We start from the raw sequence: 21807 nt of genomic DNA on the forward strand, positions 1-21807 counted from the left end.
TCCGGTTTCGCCGCTGAGGGTGCCGGGCACATCAGTCGGTAACGAGCAGCCGACACCCGGGGGGCGAAACGGGGGAAAACATGACGAAGGGACGCCGAAGCGTCCCTCGCAGTTCTGCAAGACGGTGAGCGTCAGCCGCCCACCTGCCCGGCAGCGGGTCAGGTGAGAGCAGGCTCGCCCTGGGGTACGTCGATGCTGTCAAGCAGCGAGTCGCCGTGGTGACGTGCGGCAGCCGACAGCGCGTCGTTCTCGGCCTGCATCCGGATGAGCTCGGATTCCAGGTCCTGGACGCGCTGCTGAAGCCGTCGCATCTCGGCGAGGACTCGGGGGTCGGAGCCGCCGACGTAACCGAGAAGCGCCTTTGCCATGATGGATGGTCCTCCACACTGAGTAACCGACCGCGTCGCGGTGGTGGGTTGTGAGGGAAAGAGCACCCGGAACCGTCCGGCGCCGATTTCAGGGCCAAACAGACAAGGTGCGGGGTAGTTCAAGCGTCTCACCAAAAGTTTTCACGGTCAACACGATCACATGCCGTGTGCGCGGTCGGCCCGGCTCGGACGGCGCCGAAGCGCCGGAGCTCAGGCCCCGCACGTCCGCAGGAGCCACTTGTGGATCACTTGTGTCGGCAGCCTTCCACGTCAGGCGGCGATTGGCAACCAGTTCCGCCCACCTCGACGTGAGCAAGCTCTCACCGGCGGGTCGAGCGGTTCCTCAGCGGGACTCGAATCCCCGGTAGCCGCCACGGGGCGCGTCCCAGATCTCCGTCACGCCGTCCACCCGGCCGGGCGTGTCGGCGCCGCGCAGCCAGGCGAGCAGCTCCTCGCAGCCCGCCCGCGGCCCCTCCGCCACCACCTGCACCCGTCCGTCGCGCAGGTTGGCGACGAAACCGGTCAGTCCTCCGACGCGCAGCGCGTTCGCCCGCGTGTACCAGCGGAAGCCGACGCCCTGCACCTGCCCGCGCACCCAGGCCGTCATCCGTACGTCGTCCGCGTCATGTCCCGCCGTGCTCATGTGACGCACGCTATCCAGTCTCTTCACACCGGCGCACTTCCGCCTTCCGGGGGATGGCGTACATTCCCCCGGAACGGGCTTCACTCGATCGGGTGAAGCGACCGCCGTCGAGTACGTGAGGACTGCACCCCATGGGCCGCCATCGACGCGTCAACCCCGCCGCGGCCGCGCGCCACTCCGCGCCCGGCCACGCCGCCCCGCACGCGCCCGCAGCCGTGCCCGGGCCGTCCACCGAGCTGTACCGGGGCACGCTGGGCGACGCGGACGGGAGCGGAGCCGGACGGCGTGGCTCTCACCGCAGGCGCAAGGCGGCACCCGTGCGGACCGGGATGCTCGGCGTCTCGGCCGCGATGGCCCTCGGCGCCGTCGCCGTGGGCAGCGGCCTCGTACCCGGCGTCGGCGGCCTGCGGCTGGACGGCGACGAGGGACCGGCCACCTCCGTGCAGGCCGACGGCGTGCCCGACGCCGAGACCGCCGGCACCTCGGCGAGCCCCCGGCCGGACGAGAGCGCGGCCAGCCGCGACGACCGCCGCTCGGCCTCCCCGAGCGTGAAGCCCTCCACGTCCCCCGACGCCTCGAAGAGCCCGAAGCCCTCCGCGACCCCCGACGCCTCCACCACGCAGCCGGGCCCGCCCGCGACGAAGCCGGCACCGGAGCCGGAGCGCCGGACCACCACCGCGCCGCCCGCGGCCGACACCGGCCCCAGCCGCGAGACGACGCCCCCGGCCGGACGCGAGGAGACCCAGCGGCCGGCCCCCCAGCCGCAGGAACCGGGCGTCCACTCCGAGGCGGAGGCACGGGTGCTGACCCTCGTCAACCAGGAGCGGGCCGCCGCCGGGTGCAGCGCGCTGCGGGCCGACCCCGGGCTGGCGGCGCTGGCCGGCGACTACAGCCGGGACATGGCCGAGCGCGGCTTCTTCTCGCACACCGACCCTGACGGCCGCAGCCCGTGGGACCGTGCCGAGGCGGCGGGCGTCTCGCACATGGGCGGCGAGAACATCGCACGGGGGCAGGCCGACGCGGAGGCGGTGATGGAGGCGTGGATGAACAGCCCCGGCCACCGCGCGAACATACTGAACTGCGACTTCCAGACCCTCGGCGTCGGCGGCCACTTCGCCTCCGGCGGCCCCTGGTGGACCCAGAACTTCGGCTTCTGAGCCGTTCGCGCGGCTGCCGTGGTCCGGGGGTGTGCCGCAGGGGCGGCGGTCAGCGGGTGCGCGGTGGTGGCTGGCAGCGCGGGCAGTGGTAGCTGGAGCGGTTCATCCAGGGGCGGCGGCGGATCTGCGTTCCGCAGCGCCGGCAGGGCAGGTCCGCGCGGCCGTAGGCGTCCAGCGAGCGGTCGAAGTACCCCGACTCGCCGTTCACGTTGACGTACAGGCTGTCGAAGCTGGTGCCGCCCTGGGCCAGGGCGGCCGTCATGACGTCCCGGACGTGGCCGAGCAGTTCGGCGGTGCGGGGCCGGGTCAGCGTCCCCGTCGGGCGCTCGTAGTGCAGCCGCGCCCGCCACAGGGCCTCGTCGGCGTAGATGTTCCCGACGCCGCTGATCAGCGACTGGTCGAGCAGGGCCCGCTTGAGCGTGGTGCGCCTGGCACGCAGTGCCGTGTGGAAGGCGTCCTCGTCGAAGGCCGGGTCCAGCGGGTCGCGGGCGATGTGCGCGATGACGTCCGGCAGGCCGCCGGGCAGCACCGGGTGCACCGAGAGCCCGCCGAAGGTGCGCTGGTCGACGAAGCGCAGTTCCCCCTGGTCCCGGTCGGCGAACGCGATCCGTACCCGCAGGTGGCGCTCGTCGGGCGCGGCGGCGGGCTGCACCAGGAGCTGGCCGCTCATCCCCAGGTGGGCCAGGACGGCGCACTCCGGCTCGGCGGGCGTCCGGCCGAGCGGCAGCCACAGGTACTTGCCGCGCCGCTGCACCGTGCCGACGCGCTGGCCCACGAGGCGGGCGGCGAAGTCCTCGGCGCCCGCGACGTGCCGACGCACGGCACGGGGGTGCAGCACGGTGACCAGCTCGACGGTCCGGCCGCTGATCCAGCGGTCCAGGCCACGGCGGACGACCTCCACCTCGGGCAGCTCGGGCACGGTCTCCCCTCCTCGGTCCTCACCGGGCCGGCATCGAAGAAGCCGGTACCCACCGCCGGCGCGCCGGTGGGTACCGGCACGCGGCGGACGGCGGTGCGGCTGCCCGCGTCCGCCGGGCGGACGCGGGGCTCAGCGGCGGGCGTCGGCGGACGCGGTGCGGTCGGCGCTCTCCTTGACGGGCGCCGCCTCGGCGTCCTCCCCCGGCGCTCCGGCGACGGGGGCGCCCTGGGCGTCCACGGTGCCGGGAGCCGGGGCCGCTCCGTCGGCGGCGGCGCGGATCTCCCGCCACGCGGTCTCGGCGGCCTGCTGCTCCGCTTCCTTCTTGCTGCGGCCGGTGCCGGTGCCGTACGCGACACCACCGACGCGGGCGGCAGCCGTGAAGGTCTTCTCGTGGTCGGGGCCCGTCTCGGTGACCACGTACTCGGGCACCCCGAGCCCTTCGGCGGCGGTGAGTTCCTGGAGGCTGGTCTTCCAGTCCAGGCCCGCGCCCAGGCCCGCCGACTTCTCGATCAGCGGGTCGAACAGCCGGTGCACCAGCTCGTCCGCCGCCGTCAGCCCCTGGTCGAGGTAGACGGCACCGATGACCGCTTCGAGGGTGTCCGCGAGGATCGACGCCTTGTTGCGGCCGCCTGTCCCCTCCTCGCCACGGCCGAGCCGGACGAACGAGCCCAGTTCCAGGCCCCGGGCCACCTCCGCGAGGGCGCGTGAGTTGACCACGGCCGCGCGGAGCTTGGCGAGCTGCCCCTCGGGCAGGTCGGGGTGGGTCCGGTAGAGCGTGTCGGTCACCACGAGGCCGAGCACGGAGTCCCCGAGGAACTCCAGGCGCTCGTTCGTCGGCAGACCGCCGTTCTCGTAGGCGTAACTGCGGTGCGTCAGCGCACGCGTCAGAAGGGCGGACTCAAGCTGGTACCCGAGCCGCCCTTCCAGAAGCGTGTGGGACGAGGCCGCATCCGCCAGATGCGCCGTTGCCCGCTTGGGCGTACTGGCGTCTGACATGAAGCCTGCCACCCGCCGATCAGACCTCGAGGACCTGACGCTTGTTGTAGGTGCCGCAGCTCGGGCACGCGATGTGCTGAAGCTTCGGCTCCTGGCAGCGCTCGCACTTGACCAGGTTGGGGACCGCAGCCTTCCACTGCGACCGGCGGTGGCGCGTGTTGCTGCGCGACATCTTCCGCTTGGGAACGGCCACGGCTACTTCTCCTGCTTCTCGTCGGCACCGGGGGCGGTGCCGTTCACGTTGTCCTTCTCGCCGTGGCGGATGTCCTCGGCGAGTCCCTCCAGGGCCGCCCACCGGATGTCGGCGGCCTCGTTGTGCCCGTGGTCGGGATCGTCCGCGAGCCGTGCGCCGCAGCTCGGGCACAGCCCCGGGCAGTCCTCCTGGCACACGGGCTGCATCGGAAGCGACAGCACGACCGCGTCCCGCAGCACGGGTTCGAGGTCGAACAGATCCCCTTCCAGGCGGAGCGTGTCGTCCTCGTCCTCGGCGTCGTCACCGGTGTCCGCGAAGCGGTTCCGGTCGTCGGCGTCGGGGTAGGAGAACAGCTCCTGGAATTCCGCTTCGGCTTCCTGCTCCAGCGGCTCCAGACACCTTACGCACTCCCCGGTCAGCGGTGCACGGGCGGTACCCGTGACGAGCACGCCCTCCATGACCGCCTCCAGCCGGAGCTCCAGCTCCACGGACGCGCCCTCGGGCACCCCGATGACCTCGGTACCGAGGTCCTTGGGCGCGGGCACCGTACGGGTCAGCCGCTTGAGCGCACCGGGACGACGGCCCAGCTCGCGTGTGTCGAACACGAGAGGGGCACGGTGGTCGAGGGGGGCGTTCAGGGCTCTCCTGCTTTCATCGGGAGGATTGCGGCGCACCCGGCGGTTCCCCCGGGCAGCCGGAAGCCGCAGGCGTGCGTGCGACCGATGAGCCAGGATACTTCACCTGCGGCGAACGGCCCAATCGGGACGCTTCGGCTACCGGCCCTGCTCGTAGCGGCGCAACTGGTCCATGTCGATCATGCTGGTGTCGAAGAGGCTCGTCTCGTCGAGCGGCTGCGTTCCCGGCTGCTGCCCGGACGGATAGCCGCCGGGCTGCGGCGGGTAGCCGTCCTGCCCGGCGTAGCCCTGCTCCGGCGGGTAGGGGGCGCCCTGCCCGTACGGCTCCGGATAGCCCTGCGGGGCGTAGCCGTCCTGGGCGTACCCGCCCTGGGCCGTGGCGTGCTGCCCGGCGTACGGGTCCGGCTGCCCGGCGTACGGGTCGTGCGGGACGGCGCCGGGCTGGGGCGGGTAGCCCTGCTGGTGGTGGTCCTGCTGGGACTGGCCGTAGCCGTCCCCCCCGTACCCGTAGCCGTCCTGCGCGTACCCGCCCTGCTGGTACCCGCCCTGCTGGTACGTGCCGTCCGCGTAGCCGCCGCCCTGCTCGTAGCCGCCCTGGGCGTAGGAGGGGGCCGGCGCGTAGGAGGAGGCGTCCTGCGGCTGCGCCCCGGGGGCGGACTGCGCCGGCCCGGGGGCGGCGTCCGGCCGGTCCGCCGGCGGCGGCGCGTCCGCCTGGGGTTCGGCCAGGCCCGCCAGGTACTCCGCGTCGGTGACGTGCACGCGGTGGTGGTCCTCGGCCCCGGCCTCGTCCTGCGCCGCGAGGTGGGCGCCGAGCTCGTCGATCGGACGGTGCCCGGAGAGCTTGGTGCGGCCCCGGCCCACCGCGTCGAGCGTCTTGGTCAGCACCGCCTCGAAGGCGCGGAACTGGGCCTCGACGTAGGCGTCGGCCCGCTCGCGCAGCTCGCCCGGGTCGGCGGGGCGCTCCGGCTCGTCGTCCGCGGCGTCCTCACCGGGCACCCGGCCGAGGAGCTTGTCCTTGCCCCGTCCCACGGAGTCGATGGTCTTGCTGAGCACGACCTCGAAGTTGGCGAGCTTGCTGTCGACGTAGTCGTCGGCCTCGGCGCGGATCTGGGCGGCCTCCTGGCGGGCCTCGGCCAGGATGCGGTCGGCCTCCTCCTGGGAGCGCCGGGCGACCTCGGTGCCGGAGACGAGCGAACCGCGCTCGGAGCGGGCGGCCTCGATGATGCGCTGCGCCTCCTCGCGGGCGTCGGCGACCATCTGCTCCCGGCCGCCGAGCAGTTCCTGCGCCTGGGCGAGCGAGCCGGGCAGCGCCTCGCGCAGCTCCTCCAGGCGGCCGAGCAGTTCGGCACGGTTGACCACGCACGAGGCGGACATGGGCATGGCCCGCGCGTTCCGGACCGCCGCGACGATGTCGTCGAGTCTTAGCTGTACGTCCACGGGAGGGACTGTACGGGCACGGGCGGCCGGAGCGACACCGCGAGGGACCGGGCAGCGGCGGCCCGGGCGCAGCGGTGCGGCGCCGGGGCGCTACCGGCGGAACGTCACTGCCCGGCCAGCCGCTCGGTGAGCGCCGCGAACACCTGCGGCGGCACCAGGTGGGAGACGTCGCCGCCCCAGGTGGCGACCTCCTTGACCAGGCTGGAGGACAGGAAGCTGTAGGTGGGGTTCGTCGGCACGAACAGGGTCTCCACGCCGGAGAGGCCGTTGTTCATCTGGGCCATCTGGAGTTCGTAGTCGAAGTCGCTGACCGCGCGCAGGCCCTTGACGATGGCGGGGATGTCCCGCTGCTTGCAGAAGTCGACCAGCAGCCCGTGGAACGCCTCGACCTGCACGTTCCCGTACTCCGCGCACACCGTCTCGATGAGTTCGATGCGCTCCTCGACGGTGAACAGGCCGCGCTTGTTCTTGTTGATCATCACGGCGACGTGCACGACGTCGTAGAGCTTGGCGGCACGGGCGATGATGTCGAGATGCCCGTTGGTGATGGGGTCGAAGGACCCCGGACAGACGGCGCGGCGCACTGGCGTTTCCTCGCTCTCCGAGCTGTTCATGACGCGGCGGTAACATGCCGGGCGGCGCGACCGTACCAGAGCGTTCCCTCGCCGTAGCGCCGCGCACGCAGCGCGGTGAAGCCTTCCGGCCAGCGGAACTCGCCGCCTCTCGTGCTGCGCTCCACGGTGACCAGGGCGCCGGCCGCGAGCCAGCCCTTCCCGGCGAGTGTGAGCAGGATCTCGCGCAGGTCGGCGTCGCCGACCGCGTACGGCGGGTCGAGGAAGACGACGTCGTAGGGCTCCTCGGGCCCCGGTCCGGCGAGGACCTGCTCGGCGCGCGCGGCGCGCACCTCGGCGCCCGGCAGACGCAGGGCGCGGACGTTCTCCCGGATCGTGCGCGCCGCACGGGCGTCGGCCTCCACGAGCAGCACGTGGGCGGCGCCCCGGGACAGCGCTTCGAGGCCGACGGCGCCCGAGCCGCCGTACAGGTCGAGCACCCGCAGCCCGGACCAGCCGCCGAGCTGCGCCTCCCAGCTGGAGAAGAGGCCCTCCCTGGCGCGGTCCGAGGTGGGCCGGGTGCCCTGGCCCGGCGGCACGGCCAGCCGCCGTCCGCCTGCGGCTCCGGCGATGACGCGGGTCATGGTCGTGGGCGTCCTTACGGGAGGGAACGGGGGCCAGGCGTGGTCCGGCGGGACGGGGGTGTGCCGCGCCGCTCCCACGATAGGCCGCCGCCGCCCGGTGCCGCCCCGCGCACCGCCCACCGCGCCGTCGTGCGCCGCTCACTCCGCCGCCGCGAGCCGTCCACCCGGCACCCCCGGCGCCCGGCCCCCGGGGATGCGCCCGGCGGACCCGCCGGGCTCCGGCCGCGGGCTGTGCCGGGCCGCCAGCGGCCCCGCGAAGGCCGCCATTAGGCTGAGCGGGTGGACTGGCTGGGGCGGGTACGGGGGCTGCGGCGGTGGGCCCGCGCCGGGGAGCGGGCGCCGCACAAGCCGCTGCTCCTGCTGTACGCGCTCAGCCGTTTCCAGCGGGACGCCGGCGCGGCGCTGGCGTTCACCGACGTGGAGCGCGACCTGCGCCGCCTGCTGGACGCCTACGGCCCCCGCCGCGCCACCTCCCCCGGCTACCCCTTCCACCACCTCGTCAGCGACGGGCTGTGGGAGGTGCGCACGGAGTCCGGGCACGGCAGTCCGGGCTCGGGCGTGGGCGCGCTGCGCGCCGAGGGCGCCACCGGGCGGCTGGCGCCCGGGCTGCGCGAGGCGCTCCGGCGGGACCCGGCGCTGCTCGGGCAGCTCGCCCACGCGCTGCTGGACGCGCACTTCCCGCCGTCCCTGCACGCCGACATCGCCGCCGACGCGGGACTGGACCTCGCCGGGGCGGCGCGGCCGGCCTGGCCGAAGGAGCCGGACGGCCGCCGCCGGGACCCGGCGCTGCGGGGGCGGGTGCTCGCCGCCTACGAGTTCCGGTGCGCCTTCTGCGGCTACGACGGACTGCTGGGCGGGACGACCGTCGGGCTGGAGGCGGCGCACGTGCGCTGGTGGGCGCTGGCCGGGCCGGACGACCCGGCGAACGGGCTGTGCCTGTGCGCGCTGCACCACAAGCTGCTCGACAAGGGCGTCCTCGGCCTGGACGCCGGGCGGCGCATCATGGTCTCCCGGGAGTTCACCGGCCGCAGCGACACCGCCCGTACGCAGGTCATCGCCCTGGCCGGGCGGGAGCTGGCGGGGCCGCAGCCCGGTGCGGAGCCGGTGGCGGCCGAGCACATCGCCTGGCACACCGCGCAGGTCTTCCGCGGGGAGCCCCGGCTGGCCGCCTGAGCCCGGCGGCCCCGCGGCGGCGGCGCCACGAGGACCGCCGGGGCGGCCGTCAGCTCCCCGCCGCCTCCTGCGGGGCGGCGCCGACCAGGGCCGGGGAGGCGTAGCGCGACCAGGACAGGCAGCCGTCGGGCGGGCAGTCCTCGGGACGGCGCGGGTCGTGGCCCAGCTCCCGGAGCTTGGTGCGCACCGAGTCGGGCGTGCGGCCGAAGCGGGCGGCTATGCGGGCGATCGTCTCACCGGCGTGGAAGCGGCGGGTCAGGTCCTCCTCGTGCGCGGGCACCCAGGGGGCGCCGTGGCCGGGGAACAGCTCGCGCAGGACGTCCCGGTCCGGGATGGGCTCGGAGACGTCGGCGGCGAGCGCCAGGGCGCGCAGCGCGCGGTTGACGGCGATGCGCAGGGCGGGCACGTCGGCCAGCGGCAGGGTGAGCGTGCCGGAGGCCAGCGGGGTGTCGGGCGTGGCCTCGTGCCAGCCGGTGAGGCCGAGGGTCACGGTGGCGTCGTCGTCGCTGGCCAGCTCGATCCGGAAGACCTTGTCGCCCAGCGGGAGTTCGTTGATGTGCCGGAATGCCATGAAGAGCCCCCAAGTCGTCCAAGTTGGCCCATCCTCTTATGGATTGGCTCGGACTGGTCCTATTCTCCCAGCCGCCACTGACAGTCGGCCGGCGCGGGACGGACCCCCGGGCGCCCGGTTCAGCCCTTGTCGAGGTACTGCTCGCGCTCCTCGTCCAGCAGCGCGTCCAGCGCCAGCCGCAGCTCCGGGTGGGCGTCGAGCCCCGGGTCGGCGGCGACGAGGGCGGTGGCCTCCGCACGCGCCTCGGCGATGACGTCCTCGTCCTCGATGACGGTGAGCATGCGCAGGCTGGAGCGCACCCCGGACTGGGCCTGGCCGAGCACGTCGCCCTCACGGCGCTGCTCCAGGTCGATGCGGGACAGCTCGAAACCGTCCAGCGTGGCGGCCACCGCGTCGAGGCGGCCGCGGGCGGCGCTGCCCTCCGGGGCCTCGGACACCAGCAGGCACAGCCCCGGCGCCGCGCCCCGGCCCACCCGGCCGCGGAGCTGGTGGAGCTGGGAGACGCCGAAGCGGTCGGCGTCGAGGATCACCATGACGGTGGCGTTGGGGACGTTGACGCCCACCTCGATCACGGTGGTGGCCACCAGCACGTCCACCTCGCCGGCCGCGAAGCGGCGCATGACGTCGTCCTTGGCGTCGGGCGCCATCCGTCCGTGCAGCGCCTCCACCCGCAGGGACGCCAGCGGTCCGTCCGCGAGCCGTCCGGCGACCTCCAGCACGGCCAGCGGCGGGCGGCGCTCCGCCCCGCCGTCCGCGCCGTCCTCGGGTCCGTCCCCCGCCCCGCCGTCCGCCGCGTCCTGTCCCGCGGCGCGGTCCGCGCCCGGTTCCTCGTCCCCGATGCGCGGGCAGACGACGTACGCCTGGTGTCCGGCCTCCGCCTCCTCGCGGACCCGTTCCCAGGCGCGGGCCAGGAAGTGCGGTTTGTCGGCGGCGGGCACGACGTGGGACGCGATCGGGGACCGCCCGGCGGGGAGCTGGTCCAGCACCGAGACGTCCAGGTCGCCGAAGACGGTCATCGCCACGGTGCGCGGGATGGGCGTGGCCGTCATGACGAGCAGGTGCGGCGGCTGCGCGCCCTTGGCGCGCAGGGCGTCGCGCTGCTCGACGCCGAACCGGTGCTGCTCGTCCACCACCACCAGGCCCAGGTCGTGGAAGCGCACCTTGTCCTCGATGAGGGCGTGGGTGCCGATGACGATGCCCGCCTCGCCGGTGGCCAGGTCCAGCAGGGCCTTGCGGCGGGCCGCCGCGCCCATGGAACCCGTCAGCAGCACCACCTTCGTGCCCAGCTCCGCGCCGCCGAGCATGCCGCCCTCGGCCAGCTCCCCCATCATCTCCACCACCGAGCGGTGGTGCTGCTGGGCGAGCACCTCGGTCGGTGCGAGCAGGGCGGCCTGGCCGCCCGCGTCCACGACGGCGAGCATGGCCCGCAGCGCGACCATCGTCTTGCCGGAGCCGACCTCGCCCTGGAGCAGGCGGTGCATGGGGTGGGCGGTGGCCAGGTCGGCGAAGACCTCGGCGCTGACCTGCCGCTGGCCCTCGGTGAGGGTGAACGGCAGCCGGGCGTCGAACGCGGCGAGGAGACCGTCGCGGGACGCCTCGCGCGGCACGGCCGGCAGCGCGGCCTCGGCGGACCGGCGGCGGGCCAGGGCCACCTGGAGGACGAACGCCTCGTCCCACTTCAGCCGGTCCCGCGCGGCGTGCACGTCCGCGTGGGACGCGGGGCGGTGGACGGCGCGCAGCGCGTCGGCGAGCGGCAGCAGGCCGCGTCCCTCCCGCAGGGCCTCCGGCAGCGGGTCGGTCAGCCCCGCCCAGCCGATGGCGGCCATGGAGGTGAGGACGGTGTCGACGGCCTGCTCGATCTGCCACGAGGACAACTGGCGGCAGGCCGGGTAGAGGGGCAGCAGGGCGCGGGCGAACTTCTCGGCCGCCGCGCGGTCGCTGTCCTCGTCCAGGAGCTTGTAGTCGGGGTGGGCGAGCTGGAGCTTGCGGTTGAAGACGGAGACCTTGCCCGCGAACATGCCGCGCCGGCCGGGCAGCAGCTTCTTCTCGTGGGCGTAGGCGCCCCTGCCGAAGAAGACGAGCTGGAGGCGCCCGCTGCCGTCGGTCAGCGTGACCTCCAGGCGCTGGCCCCTGCCCCGGTTGAACGACAGCAGCCGGGCGTCGGCGACCTGGGCGACGACGGTGACGTGCTCGTCCAGCGGCAGCTCGGCCAGGCGCGTCAGCTCGCCGCGCTCGGCGTAGCGGCGGGGGTAGTGGTGCAGCAGGTCCCCGGTGGTGTGCAGGCCGAGGTGATCGGCGAGCACCTTCGCGGTGGTGCCGCCGACCGTCTTCTTCAGGGGTTCGCCCAGTGCCGACGCAGTGTCCATCGTGCCGTCCATCCTCGCCTACGGGTGTGACAGTGCCGCTATTCCACGCCGATGAGCAGCGGGGAGGGCTGCCGTCCCGTGTAGACGACGGTGTCCACGCCCAGGTGGCCGCGGCGCACCCGCTCCCGCAGGTGCCGGGCCAGTCCCTCGGGCGCGCCCGCGCCGAGCACCAGGGTGACCAGCTCGCCGCCGGCGGCGAGCATGCGCTCCAGCACCTCGGTGGCGGCGGCGGTGAGGTCGGTGCCGATGAGGGCGACGTCGCCGTCGATCAGGCCGAGCACGTCACCGGCCTGGCACACGCCGCACGTGGTCCACGCCTGCCGCTCGGCGACGGCCAGTTCGGCGAAACGGGTCGCGCCGGCCGCCGACGTCATGGCGACGACGTCCTCGTCGAAGCGGCGTGACGGCTCGTGCACGGCGAGGGCGGCGAGCGCCTGCACCGGGGAGCGGGCGGGGATGATCGCCACCCGCACGCCCTCGGTGCGGACCTGCTCGGTGGCCGCCGCGGCGGTGTGGCGCAGCTCCGCACCGCCGAGCAGCAGCACCACCTCGCGGGCGCGGGCGCCGCGCACCGCGGCGGCCAGCTCGCCGCTGCCGGGCGGCTCCTCGGGGCGCACGGTGACCGCGGTGGCGCCCGCCTCGGTGCACAGCCGCGCCAGCCCGTCGCCCGGCACGACGGCCACCACGGCGCGTTCGGCGAGCGCGGGCGCGGCGGCGCGCCCGGTGAGGTGCGTGATGCGGACGCGGTGCGGACGGCCCGCCTCCAGGCCCGCCTCCACGGCGGCCCCCGCGTCGTCCACGTGCACGTGGACGTGCCACAGCCCGTCCCCGCCGACGACGACGAGCGAGTCGCCGAGGGCGTCCAGCCGGTGCCGCAGCGCCGCCACGGCGGCCTCCTGCGCCTCCAGCAGGTAGATGACCTCGAACTCCGGACCCGCCGCGGCGGCCCCCGCGCAGCCCCCGGCCGGTGCGGGGGCCGCCGCGCCGCCGGAGGGCCGGGGCTGCCCGGCGTCCGGGACGGTGGTCGGCGGCCGCGCGGGGCGTTCCCCGGTGAGCGCGGCGAGGAGGGCGCCGAGCACCGTGTGGAGCCCGTACCCGCCCGCGTCCACGACGCCCGCGCCGCCGAGCGCCGCGAGCTGTCCGGGGGTGGCCGCGAGCGCGGCGCGGGCGCCCTCGCAGGCGGCGCGGGCCACGGCCGCGTCGTCCGGACGGTCCCGCCCGGTGCCGTCACCGCCGCCGCCCGCCGGGGGCGCGGCCTCGCGGGCCGCCGTCGCCGCCGCCGCCGCGACGGTGAGGATGGTGCCCTCCACCGGGTGCGCCACCGCGTCCCTGGCCAGGTGTGCGGCGCGCTCCAGCGCGCCGCACAGGCCGGTGCCCGCCGCGATGCCCTCGGCCATGCCGCGCAGCAGTTGCGCGAGGATCGTGCCGGAGTTGCCGCGCGCCCCCAGAAGGGCGCCGTGCGCCATGGCGGCGACGGCCTCGGCCGTCGTCGGCTCCCCCGCGCAGGCGGCCTCGACGGCCTGCGCGGCGGCCTCGACGGTGAGGTACAGGTTCGTGCCGGTGTCGGCGTCGGCGACCGGGTAGACGTTGATCGCGTCGATGGCCTCCCGGTCGCTGCCGAGCGCGTCCAGCGCCCGCGCGCACCAGTCGCGGACCGCGGCGGCGTCGAACGTGTGCGGCACCGGCGGTCCTCCTCGGTCGGCGTGCGCGTCCTGCCGGGCGTGGCGTTCGGGGCAGCGTAGCCGCAGGACAGGGCCGGGGCGGGAGGCGGGGAGCGGAGCGGGCATGCTAATTTCTGTGTCCGTAAGCAGTCGTTGTATGCTGCTTCGGTTGCCTGAAGCGAAGCATCGGGCAGCCGTCTTTCCCCCTGGCACTGCCGGTGAGTTCCGCTCCGAGCGGTCTGATCTCCGCGAGGCCAGGACCCACCGTACGTGAATCTGAAGTCTTTGGAGTGACCCGTGGCTGCCAACTGCGACGTCTGCGGCAAGGGGCCGGGCTTCGGCAACAGCATCTCCCACTCGCACCGCCGCACCCCGCGTCGCTGGAACCCCAACATCCAGCGCGTGCGTGCCGTGGTCGGTCGGACGCCGAAGCGCCTCAACGTCTGCACCTCGTGCATCAAGGCCGGCAAGGTCTCGCGCTGACGCGATAGTCGCCGCGCGGCCCTCCCGGTCGCGAGAAGCCGGTCCGCCCTGGGCGGACCGGCTTCTCGCATGCCGTGGCCGGGGCGCGCCCCGCACCAGGCGTCCTCACCCGCCGGACGTCTCCGGCCGCGGGCGGTCGCGCAGGCGCCAGGCGTGGTCGACCGGGCCTATCCCGGCGCCCAGGGCGAACCCCGCGGCGATCGCCCCGGTGACGTACTCCTTCGCCGCCGTGGCGGCCTCCGGCACCTCCTGGCCCCCGGCCAGCCCGGCGGCGATCGCGCTGGCCAGCGTGCACCCGGTGCCGTGCGTGTGGCGGTTCGGGTGGCGCGGCGCACGCAGCCAGTACACGGCGTCCCCGTCGGTGAGCAGGTCGGTGGCCTCGCCCGGCAGGTGGCCGCCCTTGACCAGCGCCCAGCGCGGTCCGAACGCCAGGACGGCGTCGGCGGCCCGCCGCAGGTCCGCCTCGGACTCCACGGTGACGCCGGTGAGCTGGGCGACCTCGTCCAGGTTCGGCGTGGCGACGGTCGCCGCGGGCAGCAGCTCGGTGCGCACCGCGTCCAGCGCGTCGGCCGCCAGCAGCGGATCGCCGTGCTTGGAGACGCCCACGGGGTCCACGACGACGGGCACGTCCACCGTGCGCAGCAACGCGGCCACCGTCTGGACCAGCTGCGGGCCGGACAGCATGCCGGTCTTCACGGCCTGCACGCCGATGTCGTCCACGACGCTGCGGAACTGGGCCCGCACCGCCTCGGCCGGCAGCTCCCACGCGCCCTGCACGCCCAGGGAGTTCTGCGCGGTGACGGCGGTGAGCACGCTCATGCCGTGGGTGCCGAGGGCCTGCATGGTCTTGAGGTCGGCCTGGATGCCCGCGCCGCCGCCGGAGTCGGACCCGGCGACGGTCAGCACACGGACGGGGGTGGCGGGGTCGCCGGTGTTCATGCGTCTCCTCGGAAGTGGTCCCAGCCGTCGGCGGCCTCCCAGGGCGCGCCGTTCACCGTGACGCGGGGCAGGGCGGCGGGGTGCAGGACCTCGCCGACGACCCGCCAGCGGGCGGGCAGCTTGCGGCCCGGCGGGAAGGTGGCCACGATCGCGTGGTCCTCTCCCCCGGTCAGCACCCACTGGAGCGGGTCCACGCCGACGGCCTGGCCGATGTCGTTCATCTGGGCGGGCACGTCCAGGGCGGCGGTGCACAGGTCGATGCGGACCTTGCTGGCCTCCGCGATGTGCCCGAGGTCGGCGACGAGGCCGTCGCTGACGTCCGTCATGGCGGTGGCGCCCAGCGCGGCGCCGGCCGGTCCGGCGTGGTACGGCGGTTCCGGGCGGCGGTGGGCCTCGACGAAGGCGCGGGGCGAGCGCAGGCCGCGCCTCAGGATGGCGTACCCGGCCGCCGACCAGCCCAGCCAGCCCGTGACGGCGACCAGGTCGCCGGGGCGGGCCCCGGAGCGGGTGACCGGGTCCCGGCCGTGCAGGTCGCCCAGCGCGGTGATGGCCACGGTGATGGTGTCGCCGCGCACCACGTCGCCGCCCACCACGGCCGCGCCCGCGACGTGGCACTCGTCGCACAGGCCGTCCATCAGCTCGGCGGGCCAGGTGGCGGGCAGCTCGGCGGGGACGACGAGGCCGAGCAGGAGCGCGGTGGGGGCGGCGCCCATGGCCGCGATGTCCGCGAGGTTCTGCGCCGCCGCCTTGCGCCCGACGTCGTAGGCGGTGGACCAGTCGCGCCGGAAGTGGCGCCCCTCCAGCAGCAGGTCCGTGCTGGCGACGACCCGGCGGTCGGGGGCGGCGACCACCGCCGCGTCGTCCCCGGGCCCCAGCCGCACCGCGGGCGTGGCGGTGATCCGGGACGTCAGTTCCCGGATGAGGCCGAACTCGCCCAGCTCTCCCACCGTCCCGCGCGTGGGGGGACGCCCCCCGGGGGAACTCAGCATCCGTCTGCCCCTTCACAATGCTCGCCGCTGGTGGTGACGACGCGATACCGTAGCGTCCCTTCCAGCTCCATGATCCTCAAAGCCGCCCTGGAGGTTCCGTGGTACAGGCGTACATCCTGATCCAGACAGAGGTGGGCAAGGCGTCGGCCGTCGCCGACGTCATCGGCTCGCTGCCCGGCGTGCTCCAGGCCGAGGACGTGACGGGCCCCTACGACGTGATCGTCCGCGCGCAGGCCGACACGGTGGACGACCTCGGCCGCCTCGTCGTCGCCGAGGTGCAGAAGGTCGACGGCATCACCCGCACCCTGACCTGCCCGGTCGTGCATCTGTAGCTCCCCCGTATGCTCGCGGCGTGAGGCTGTTCCCCCGCCGTCCCCGCCCTCGTCGCCGCGTCCGTCCGGGCACCCGCCGCGCCCTCCTGGCCGCCGCGGCCGTCGCCGTCCTGTCCGCCACCGGGTGCGCGGGCCCTTCGCCGAAGGGCCCCGCCGTGCCCAGCCCCTCCGGCGCGGTGGCCGCGGACTGCCGCGCGCTCGCCGGGCTGCTCCCCGCGGAACTGGCCGGGCAGGCCCGCGTGGAACGGGAGCCGGTGTCGGTGTTCACCGCCGTCTGGGGCGACCCCGGCATCGAGCTGCGCTGCGGCGTTCCACGGCCGCGCCCGCTGACGCCCGGCAGTGAACACTACAACCCCACCGCGGACGCGGTGGAGGTGAACGGCGTCTCCTGGCTCCTGGAGGAGCGTGAGGACGGCTACCGCTTCACCACCACCGGGCGCTCCGCGTTCGTGGAGCTGACGGTGCCGGGCGCGTACGCGCCGGAGATCAACGCGCTCACCGCCCTCGCGGAGCCCGTCGGGCGGGCCGTGCCCGAGCGGCCGCTGTGACCCGCCCGCTCAGCGCAGCCCGGTGGGGCGGTGCAGGGCGGCCTGGATCAGCCGGTCCACCAGTTCCGGGTAGCTGACGCCGGACTCCTGCCACATGCGCGGGTACATGGAGATGGGTGTGAACCCCGGCATGGTGTTGATCTCGTTGATGACGAAGTCCCCGTCGTCCTGGAGGAAGAAGTCGGCGCGCACCAGGCCCTCGCAGGAGGCGGCCTCGAAGGCGAGGACGGCCAGCCGCCGCACCTCGGCCGTCTGCTCCGCGGTCAGCGGCGCGGGCACGATCCCGGCGGCCGAGTCGATGTACTTCGCCTCGAAGTCGTAGAAGTCGTGGCTGGTGACCGGCGGGATCTCGGCGGGCACGCTGGCCTGGGGGCCGTCACCGAACTCCAGCACCCCGCACTCGATCTCCCGGCCGCTCAGCAGCGCCTCGACGATGACCTTCGGGTCGTGCCGGCGGGCCTCCTCGACGGCGTCGTCGAGCCCGGTGACGTCGTGGACCTTGGTGATGCCCATGGAGGAACCGGCCCGTGCGGGTTTCACGAAGACCGGCCAGCCGTGCTCGGCGGCGAAGTCCACGACCTTCTTGCGCGCCGCCGCCTGGTCCCGCGCCCACTCGCGCGGGCGGAGCACCGTGAACGGGCCGACCGGCAGCCCGTAGGAGGCGAAGACCCGCTTCATGTACTCCTTGTCCATGCCGACGGCCGAGGACAGCACCCCGGAGCCCACGTAGGGCACGCCGGACATCTCCAGCAGTCCCTGGATCGTGCCGTCCTCGCCGTAGGGGCCGTGCAGCACGGGGAAGACGACGTCCACCTCGCCCAGCGCCTTGGGCACCGTCCCGGGCTCGCTGTACGTCACCTCGCGGCTGGTGGCGTCCACCGGGAGGGCCACGTGGCCGGGGTACGTCCCGGCCAGCTCCGCCACGCCGGGCAGCCGCTGCCCGGTGATGGCCATCCGCTCGGGAGCGTCGTCGGCGAGCGCCCAGCGGCCGTCGGCCGTGATGCCGACGGGCAGGACGTCGTACTTCTCCCGGTCGATGGCGCGCAGCACGGCACCGGCGGTGAGCACGGAGATGCCGTGCTCGGAGCTGCGGCCGCCGAAGACGACGGCGACACGGGGTTTCCGCGACGGGCGCGGGGCGGAACTGGGGCTCATAGGCGTGCTCATCGCGTCGAGATTACCGGCTGCCCCGCCCGGCGGCGCACGGGCGTGCGACGTCCGGCCGTGTCGCCGCGGCACGGGCGCCCGTCCGGCGCCGGACGGGCACCGGCGGCCTCAGTGCCCCTCGGCCTTCGCGCTGCGCGCCATCAGCTCCTTGAGCGCCACCATGGGCGGCTTCTCCTCGTGCACGATGTCCACGACCGTCTCGGTGATGGGCATCTCCACGCCGTTGCGCCGGGCGAGGTCCAGCACGGACCGGCAGGACTTGACGCCCTCCGCGGTCTGCCGGGTGACGGCGATCGTCTCGGCCAGCGTCATGCCGCGTCCGAGGTTGGAGCCGAAGGTGTGGTTGCGGGACAGCGGCGAGGAGCAGGTGGCGACCAGGTCGCCCATCCCGGCCAGCCCGGCGAACGTGGCCGGGTCCGCGCCGAGGACCAGGCCGAGCCGCGTCGTCTCCGCGAGGCCCCGGGTGATCAGCGACGCCTTGGCGTTGTCGCCCAGGCCCATGCCGTCGGCGATGCCCACGGCCAGTCCGATGACGTTCTTCACCGCACCGCCCAGCTCGCAGCCCACCACGTCGGTGTTGGTGTACGGGCGGAAGTAGGGGGTGTGGCAGGCCCGCTGCAACCGCCTGGCCACGGCCTCGTCCCGGCAGGCGACGACGGAGGCGGCGGGCTGGCGTGCGGCGATCTCCTTGGCCAGGTTGGGGCCGGAGAGCACGGCGACGCGCCCCTCGTCCGCGCCGGTGACCTCCCGTACGACCTCGCTCATCCGCTTGGTGCTGCCCAGTTCCACACCCTTCATGAGGGAGACCAGGACGGTGTCGGGCGGCAGCAGCGGCGCCCACCGGGCGAGGTTGTCGCGCAGCGTCTGCGAGGGCACGGCCAGCACCGTGAACACGGCGTCGCGGGCGGCCTGCGCCGGGTCGGTCGTCGCCCGCAGCGCGGCGGGCAGTTCGACGCCGGGCAGGTAGTCGGGGTTGGTGTGGGCGGTGTTGACGGAGTCGGCCAGATCCTGGCGGCGTCCCCACAGCGTCACCTCGCAGCCCGCGTCGGCGAGCACCATGCCGAAGGCCGTACCCCACGAACCGGTGCCGAACACGGCGGCCTTCGTCACGCGGGCTCCCCCTCGGCGGTGACCGGCTGCCCCTCGGGCTGCGGCACGGCCTCGGGGGCCGCGGCCCGGCCGGTGGCGCTCCGGCCGGCCGTACGCCGCTTCCCGCGCCGGGCGTCCAGCGCCGCGCGGCGGTCGTACCGCTGGGCGGGGGGCGTCTCGCCGCGCAGGTCGGCGAGCTGCTCGGTGATGGCGTCCATGATCGCGTCGGTGGCGGCGCGCAGCACCTCGGCGGTCGGGGCCTGGCCGTGGAAGCGGGAGAGGTCCACCGGCGGCCCGGCCTGCACCCGCAGGGTCCGGCGCGGGAACAGCCGCACCCGCTTGCGTTTGGCGTACGGGGGGATGACCTCGTGCGCGCCCCACTGGGCGACGGGGATGACGGGCACCTGGGTGAGCAGGGCGACGCGGGCGGCCCCCGTCTTGCCCTCCATCGGCCACATGTCGGGGTCGCGGGTGAGGGTGCCCTCCGGGTAGAACGCCACGCACTCGCCCCGGTTGATCGCCTCGACGGCGGCGCGGAACGCGCCCACGGCGTCGGCGGACTCGCGGTAGACGGGGATCTGCCCGGTCCCGCGCATGACGGTGCCCACGAAGCCGCGGCCGAACAGGCTCACCTTGGCGAGGAACCGCGGAACGCGTCCGGTGTTGTACTGGAAGTGCGCGTAGGACAGCGGGTCGAGATAGGAGTTGTGGTTCACCACCGTGATGAATCCGCCCTCGGCGGGCATGTGCTCCGCCCCGCGCCAGTCACGCTTGAAAAGGACGAGCAGGGGCGGTTTCGCGATGACCGCCGCCAAGCGGTACCAGAACCCGATCTTTCGGCGGGACACCGGGACACCATCTCCTCATTGCCTGCTGCGCACCGCTGAGCCGGGGGCGACCGCACAAGTGTGGCCCTGGACCACGGCCCTGTCGAGTGACACCGTAACCCCGGGCCGCACGGCCGGGTGAGAATGGGCCCGATGCTTGCCGACAGACGCGCGGACGCCGGGGCCCGGTGGTCCCTGGTCGTGCCCCTGAAGTCCCTGGACCGGGCCAAGAGCAGGCTCGCCACGGCCGCCGGGGAGCTGCTGCGTCCCCGTCTGGCGCTGGCCTTCGCGCAGGACACGGTGGCCGCGGCACTGGCCTGTCCCGCCGTGCGCGATGTGGTGGTTGTCACGGACGACGCCCGCGCCGCGCGCGAGTTGGCGGCGCTCGGCGCCCGGGTGGTGCCCGACGTGCCCGGCCGGGGTCTGAACGCGGCGCTCGTCCACGGTGCCGGTGCGGTGCGGGCGGCGCGCCCCCCGGCGGCGGTGGCGGCGGTCAACGCGGATCTGCCCGCACTGCGCCCGGCGGAATTGGACCGGGTCCTGCGGGCGGCACGGGAATTCCCGCGCGCATTTCTCGCCGACGCCGCGGGAATCGGCACCACGCTGCTGTCGGCGGCTCCGGGCGTGGAATTGGCTCCGGCTTTCGGCGGGGAATCGCGCAGCCGCCACCTGGCCTCGGGGGCGGTGGAGCTCGCGGTCGGCGGGGTGGAGAGCGTGCGCCGGGACGTGGACACCGGCGCGGACCTGCTCGCGGCCCTGGCGCTGGGGGTGGGGGACTACACGCTCAGAACGTCTGGAGCGTCACGAACGTGACACGCAGCCCGGTGCCACTGCCCTCGGTCTCGATGCGGACGCGCTGCCCCGGGCGCAGCAGCCGCAGGCCGCCCGCGTCGAAGGCGGAGGCGTCGAAGGGCACCGGCGTGCCGTCGTCGAGGAGGACGCTGCCGGTGCGCGTGCGGGGGTCGTAGGTGTACGCGGTGGCCTGCATACCGGGCAGCCTATTGCGTCACGGCCCCGGACACGGCCGCGGGCCGGGCTCTCCACGAGGGCCCGGCCCGGCTTCGTCGCCCGCGGTCACCGGTTGCGGGCGGTCTTCTTCGCGGTGGTCTTGCGCGCGCTCGTCTTGCGGGCCGGTGCCTTCTTCGCGGTGCTCTTCTTGGCGGGGGCGCTCTTCGCCGCGGGCTTCTGGGCGGTGCTCTTCTTGGCGGCGGACTTCTTCGCCGCGGCCTGGGTGCCCGTGCTCTTCTTCGCGGGCGCCTTCTTGGCGGCGGACTTCTTCGCCGGGGCCGCCTTCTTGGCGGTGGCGGGCGCCGACTTCGTCGCTGCGGCCTTCTTCGCCGCGGCCTTCTTGGTGGCGGCCTTCTTCGTGGCCGTGCCGCCGGAGAGGCTGCCCTTGGGCGCCTTCTTCACGGCGACGTCGTTCTTGGGCAGCTTCTTCGCCCCGCTGACCAGGTCCTTGAACCCCTGGCCCGCCCGGAACCGCGGCACCGCGGTCTTCTTCACCCGAACCCGCTCGCCCGTCTGGGGATTGCGGGCGTAGCGCGCGGGGCGCTCGACCTTCTCGAACGAGCCGAATCCGGTGACCGAGACGCGCTCGCCCGCACACACGGCACGGACGATCGCGTCCAGCACGTGGTCGACCGCTTCGGCGGCCTGCTGGCGGCCGCCCAGCCTGTCCTGGATCGCTTCAACGAGCTGCGCCTTGTTCACGTCTTCCCCTTCGGAGGCATTGCCAGAACGTATCTGTTCAAGCTTTTTCGCACGGTAGGCAGATATATACCGCAAATCAAACACGAAACGGGCTAATCACCCTTGTGCCGCAACGAACTGCCGGTCATGCAGAAGGGAAGCGGCCGCCGTCGATCTCCTCCATCAGCCGTTCGAGCCGCCGCGCCGCCGCGGCCAGATCGTGCTTCGCCGCGGCCGTGATGACGAGCAGTCGCCGGGTGAGCGCCTCCCGTTCGCCCTCCGGGACGTGCAGGGCACGCACCTTCGCGTGCGCCTCCTTGAGCCGGTCGGCGACGAGACCGTACAGCGCCAGTTCGTCATCGCCTCCCATGTACCGATTGTGCCATCTGAGGGGAGTTGTCGCCCTGTGGGGGTCCAACACGCCACTCGA

General features: G+C 74.5%; 26 protein-coding genes. 6 read left to right on the forward strand and 20 right to left on the reverse strand.

What is annotated here, in order from left to right:
• Positions 1 to 158: 158 nt before the first annotated feature.
• Positions 159 to 368 (reverse strand): hypothetical protein, encoded by a 210-nt coding sequence (locus tag V1J52_RS23735; RefSeq protein ID WP_330142006.1) that lies wholly within the window; start codon positions 366 to 368, stop codon positions 159 to 161.
• Positions 369 to 711: 343 nt separating this feature from the next.
• The gene (locus tag V1J52_RS23740) at positions 712 to 1011 is read right to left on the reverse strand and encodes an acylphosphatase (RefSeq protein ID WP_330142007.1); all 300 of its coding nucleotides are present in this window, start codon (positions 1009 to 1011) and stop codon (positions 712 to 714) included.
• A gap of 131 nt (positions 1012 to 1142) precedes the next feature.
• Between V1J52_RS23740 and V1J52_RS23745 the strand changes: the two genes are divergently transcribed.
• The gene (locus V1J52_RS23745; protein WP_330142009.1) at positions 1143 to 2168 is read left to right on the forward strand and encodes a CAP domain-containing protein; all 1026 of its coding nucleotides are present in this window, start codon (positions 1143 to 1145) and stop codon (positions 2166 to 2168) included.
• Positions 2169 to 2217: 49 nt separating this feature from the next.
• Here the strand turns inward: V1J52_RS23745 and mutM are convergent, their stop codons facing one another.
• The 7 genes from mutM to rsmD all read right to left on the reverse strand — a co-directional run bounded on the left by mutM (position 2218) and on the right by rsmD (position 7663).
• Positions 2218 to 3087: a bifunctional DNA-formamidopyrimidine glycosylase/DNA-(apurinic or apyrimidinic site) lyase gene (gene mutM / locus V1J52_RS23750; RefSeq protein WP_330142010.1), complete on the reverse strand. Its 870-nt coding sequence runs from the start codon at positions 3085 to 3087 to the stop codon at positions 2218 to 2220.
• 129 nt (positions 3088 to 3216) lie between these two features.
• A complete protein-coding gene (gene rnc, locus V1J52_RS23755; protein WP_330142011.1) occupies positions 3217 to 4083 on the reverse strand; it encodes a ribonuclease III in 867 nt (288 codons plus the stop codon).
• Positions 4084 to 4102: 19 nt separating this feature from the next.
• Positions 4103 to 4276, reverse strand: a complete 174-nt coding sequence (gene rpmF / locus V1J52_RS23760; RefSeq protein ID WP_027751459.1) for a 50S ribosomal protein L32 — start codon at positions 4274 to 4276, stop codon at positions 4103 to 4105.
• Between the two features lie 2 nt (positions 4277 to 4278).
• The gene (locus tag V1J52_RS23765) at positions 4279 to 4881 is read right to left on the reverse strand and encodes a YceD family protein (RefSeq protein ID WP_330142012.1); all 603 of its coding nucleotides are present in this window, start codon (positions 4879 to 4881) and stop codon (positions 4279 to 4281) included.
• Between the two features lie 168 nt (positions 4882 to 5049).
• Positions 5050 to 6348, reverse strand: a complete 1299-nt coding sequence (locus V1J52_RS23770) for a cell division initiation protein (RefSeq protein ID WP_330142013.1) — start codon at positions 6346 to 6348, stop codon at positions 5050 to 5052.
• Positions 6349 to 6452: 104 nt separating this feature from the next.
• The gene (coaD, locus tag V1J52_RS23775; RefSeq protein WP_330142014.1) at positions 6453 to 6962 is read right to left on the reverse strand and encodes a pantetheine-phosphate adenylyltransferase; all 510 of its coding nucleotides are present in this window, start codon (positions 6960 to 6962) and stop codon (positions 6453 to 6455) included.
• Positions 6959 to 7663 (reverse strand): 16S rRNA (guanine(966)-N(2))-methyltransferase RsmD, encoded by a 705-nt coding sequence (rsmD, locus tag V1J52_RS23780; protein ID WP_330142015.1) that lies wholly within the window; start codon positions 7661 to 7663, stop codon positions 6959 to 6961. The genes coaD and rsmD overlap by 4 nt, the downstream gene beginning before the upstream one ends.
• A gap of 159 nt (positions 7664 to 7822) precedes the next feature.
• Between rsmD and V1J52_RS23785 the strand changes: the two genes are divergently transcribed.
• Positions 7823 to 8716 (forward strand): phosphorothioated DNA-binding restriction endonuclease, encoded by an 894-nt coding sequence (locus V1J52_RS23785; RefSeq protein ID WP_330142016.1) that lies wholly within the window; start codon positions 7823 to 7825, stop codon positions 8714 to 8716.
• Positions 8717 to 8765: 49 nt separating this feature from the next.
• Here the strand turns inward: V1J52_RS23785 and V1J52_RS23790 are convergent, their stop codons facing one another.
• The 3 genes from V1J52_RS23790 to V1J52_RS23800 form a co-directional block, all read right to left on the reverse strand.
• The gene (locus V1J52_RS23790; protein ID WP_330142017.1) at positions 8766 to 9287 is read right to left on the reverse strand and encodes a hypothetical protein; all 522 of its coding nucleotides are present in this window, start codon (positions 9285 to 9287) and stop codon (positions 8766 to 8768) included.
• Positions 9288 to 9406: 119 nt separating this feature from the next.
• Positions 9407 to 11653, reverse strand: a complete 2247-nt coding sequence (gene recG / locus V1J52_RS23795) for an ATP-dependent DNA helicase RecG (RefSeq protein WP_330142018.1) — start codon at positions 11651 to 11653, stop codon at positions 9407 to 9409.
• Between the two features lie 38 nt (positions 11654 to 11691).
• A complete protein-coding gene (locus V1J52_RS23800; RefSeq protein WP_330142019.1) occupies positions 11692 to 13335 on the reverse strand; it encodes a DAK2 domain-containing protein in 1644 nt (547 codons plus the stop codon).
• A 276-nt stretch (positions 13336 to 13611) separates the two neighbouring features.
• Here V1J52_RS23800 and rpmB point away from each other — a divergent pair, with 276 nt between their 5' ends.
• On the forward strand, positions 13612 to 13797 hold the full coding sequence (gene rpmB / locus V1J52_RS23805; RefSeq protein ID WP_028426177.1) for a 50S ribosomal protein L28: 186 nt from the start codon (positions 13612 to 13614) through the stop codon (positions 13795 to 13797).
• Between the two features lie 105 nt (positions 13798 to 13902).
• On the opposite strand, the gene thiD is transcribed toward rpmB, so the two are convergent.
• Entirely contained in the window at positions 13903 to 14736 is an 834-nt protein-coding gene (gene thiD / locus V1J52_RS23810; RefSeq protein ID WP_330142020.1) for a bifunctional hydroxymethylpyrimidine kinase/phosphomethylpyrimidine kinase, read from the reverse strand.
• Complete coding sequence (locus V1J52_RS23815; protein ID WP_330142021.1) at positions 14733 to 15725, reverse strand: thiamine-phosphate kinase; 993 nt, start codon at positions 15723 to 15725, stop codon at positions 14733 to 14735. The genes thiD and V1J52_RS23815 overlap by 4 nt, the downstream gene beginning before the upstream one ends.
• Positions 15726 to 15823: 98 nt before the next feature.
• Between V1J52_RS23815 and V1J52_RS23820 the strand changes: the two genes are divergently transcribed.
• Positions 15824 to 16057: an Lrp/AsnC family transcriptional regulator gene (locus V1J52_RS23820; protein ID WP_330142022.1), complete on the forward strand. Its 234-nt coding sequence runs from the start codon at positions 15824 to 15826 to the stop codon at positions 16055 to 16057.
• A gap of 20 nt (positions 16058 to 16077) precedes the next feature.
• Complete coding sequence (locus tag V1J52_RS23825) at positions 16078 to 16605, forward strand: DUF3515 domain-containing protein (RefSeq protein WP_330142023.1); 528 nt, start codon at positions 16078 to 16080, stop codon at positions 16603 to 16605.
• A gap of 9 nt (positions 16606 to 16614) precedes the next feature.
• Here the strand turns inward: V1J52_RS23825 and V1J52_RS23830 are convergent, their stop codons facing one another.
• From V1J52_RS23830 to V1J52_RS23840, 3 genes are all read right to left on the reverse strand, one after another.
• Entirely contained in the window at positions 16615 to 17772 is a 1158-nt protein-coding gene (locus V1J52_RS23830; protein ID WP_330142024.1) for a D-alanine--D-alanine ligase family protein, read from the reverse strand.
• A gap of 108 nt (positions 17773 to 17880) precedes the next feature.
• The gene (locus tag V1J52_RS23835) at positions 17881 to 18882 is read right to left on the reverse strand and encodes an NAD(P)H-dependent glycerol-3-phosphate dehydrogenase (protein ID WP_330142025.1); all 1002 of its coding nucleotides are present in this window, start codon (positions 18880 to 18882) and stop codon (positions 17881 to 17883) included.
• Entirely contained in the window at positions 18879 to 19709 is an 831-nt protein-coding gene (locus V1J52_RS23840; protein WP_330142026.1) for a lysophospholipid acyltransferase family protein, read from the reverse strand. The genes V1J52_RS23835 and V1J52_RS23840 overlap by 4 nt, the downstream gene beginning before the upstream one ends.
• Before the next feature lie 132 nt (positions 19710 to 19841).
• On the opposite strand from V1J52_RS23840, the gene cofC reads away from it, so the two are divergent.
• A complete protein-coding gene (cofC, locus tag V1J52_RS23845) occupies positions 19842 to 20501 on the forward strand; it encodes a 2-phospho-L-lactate guanylyltransferase (RefSeq protein WP_330142027.1) in 660 nt (219 codons plus the stop codon).
• On the opposite strand, the gene V1J52_RS23850 is transcribed toward cofC, so the two are convergent.
• The 3 genes from V1J52_RS23850 to V1J52_RS23860 all read right to left on the reverse strand — a co-directional run bounded on the left by V1J52_RS23850 (position 20473) and on the right by V1J52_RS23860 (position 21747).
• Positions 20473 to 20676 carry a hypothetical protein gene (locus V1J52_RS23850; protein ID WP_330142028.1) on the reverse strand — a complete coding sequence of 68 codons (204 nt, stop codon included), beginning with the start codon at positions 20674 to 20676 and terminating at the stop codon, positions 20473 to 20475. The two genes, cofC and V1J52_RS23850, sit on opposite strands and share 29 nt — an antisense overlap.
• Before the next feature lie 86 nt (positions 20677 to 20762).
• A complete protein-coding gene (locus V1J52_RS23855; RefSeq protein ID WP_330142029.1) occupies positions 20763 to 21398 on the reverse strand; it encodes an HU family DNA-binding protein in 636 nt (211 codons plus the stop codon).
• Between the two features lie 124 nt (positions 21399 to 21522).
• Positions 21523 to 21747, reverse strand: coding sequence for an SCO5555 family protein (locus V1J52_RS23860; protein WP_330142030.1), 225 nt, complete (start codon positions 21745 to 21747; stop codon positions 21523 to 21525).
• Positions 21748 to 21807: the final 60 nt, after the last annotated feature.

Origin of the sequence: Streptomyces solitudinis, assembly GCF_036323765.1 — a bacterium.
In the GTDB taxonomy this organism is placed as follows: Bacteria; Actinomycetota; Actinomycetes; order Streptomycetales; family Streptomycetaceae; genus Streptomyces.